We start from the raw sequence: 1,696 nt of genomic DNA on the forward strand, positions 1-1,696 counted from the left end.
ACTACGCCTCCCACACCAGCCACGTCGAACGCATCGAAGACGAACTCGCCCTCGTCCTGGCCGAGATCCAACCCCAGCAGGCCACCGTCCCCCTCTTCTCCACCCTGCGCGGCCAGTGGCTCGACACCACGACCATGGGCGGCACCTACTGGTACGACAACCTCCGCCACCAGGTCCGCTTCAGCGAATCCATCGAACAACTCGTCACCGAAGACTTCCGCACCTTCGTCGAGATCAGCGCCCACCCCGTCATCTCCATGGCCGTCCAGGACATCCTCGACACCCACGCCGACACCCCCTCCGTCACCACCGGCACCCTCCGCCGAAACGAAGACACCACCACCCGCTTCCTCACCTCCCTCGCCACCCTCCACGTCCACGGCACACCAGTCGACTGGCAACCAGCCCTCGGCACCACACGCCCCACCCACGTCGAACTCCCCACCTACCCCTTCCAACGCACCCGCTACTGGCTGGAGGGCACCGGCAGCACCGACGCCGGCGCGCTCGGGCTCGACTCCGAGGAGCACCCGCTGCTCGGTGCCCTGGTAGAGCTGCCGGGGTCCGGCGGCGTACTGGCCACCAGCAGGCTGTCCCTGAAGACGCACCCGTGGCTCGCGCCGGACGGCGCAAGTGCGCCCGTACCGGGCTCGGTTCTCGTCGAGCTCGCCGTACGCGCCGGTGACCATGTGGGTGCCGGAGCGATCGAGGAGCTGACGCTGGAGGCCCCGATGGTGCTGCCGGAGCGCGGCAGCATGCAGATACGGGTCCAGGTCGGCGCGCCCGACGACAGCGGCAACGCCAGGACGCACGAGCGCCGCCCGGTCAGCATCCACTCCCGTACCCACGAGTCCGACGACTGGGTACGGCACGCGATAGGCCGGCTCACCGCTGCGCCCGAGTTCGCGGGCGACTTCACGGTACGGCCGCCGCAGAGCGCCGAGGCCGTCGATGTGACGGGTCTCGCCGACGGACTGCGCAAGGTGTGGCGTCACGGCGACGAGGTGTACGCCGAGGTGGCGCTCGAAGGCGAGGCGGCCGAGGCCGCCGACGCGTTCGGGATGCACCCCACGCTGCTGGAGACCGTGCTCTCGGCCGCAGCCTTCGGCGCGCTGGGCCCCGTACGGGAAGACGGCAAGGTGCTTGTGCCGCACACCTGGCGTCGGGTCGCGCTGTACGCGTCCGGGGCCGGCCAGCTGCGGGTGCGGATCACGCCGCAGGGCGAGAACGCGATCGCGGTGGCGGCGGCCGACTCGGCGGGTTCACCCGTGCTGTCGATCCGCGAGCTGTCGTTCCGGGCCGTGGACACCGCCGAATTCGGCGCGGGACAGGACCCGGCGCGCGATGCGCTGTTCCGGGTGGAGTGGCAGCCGATCGCCGTGCCGGACACCGTCACAGGGGACGACTGGCCGGTCCTGGACCTGACCGACAGCGGCGACGAGGACATACGCACACTGACCGGCCGCGTACTGAGCACCGTTCAGGACCTGCTCGCCACCGACCCCGACGACACCCGCCTGGTCGTCCTCACCCGCGACGCTGTCACCGTGCCGGAACAGGCCGCCGTCTGGGGCCTGCTCCGTACCGCACAGAACGAGCACCCCGACCGCATCATCCTCGTCGACACCGACACCCAGTCCCGGAACCTGCTCCACGCCGCACTCGCCACCGGCGAGCCGCAACTCGCCCTGCGCAA

General features: G+C 70.7%; 1 protein-coding gene. It reads left to right on the top strand.

Features of this window, described 5'->3' with window-relative positions; all coding sequences use genetic code 11:
- Positions 1-1,696, top strand: a 1,696-nt coding sequence (locus IE185_RS32795) for a SpnB-like Rossmann fold domain-containing protein (protein WP_189716570.1), incomplete at both ends; no start/stop codon positions are given.

It is taken from the genome of Streptomyces chryseus (genome assembly GCF_014650755.1).
Lineage (GTDB): Bacteria > Actinomycetota > Actinomycetes > Streptomycetales > Streptomycetaceae > Streptomyces > Streptomyces chryseus.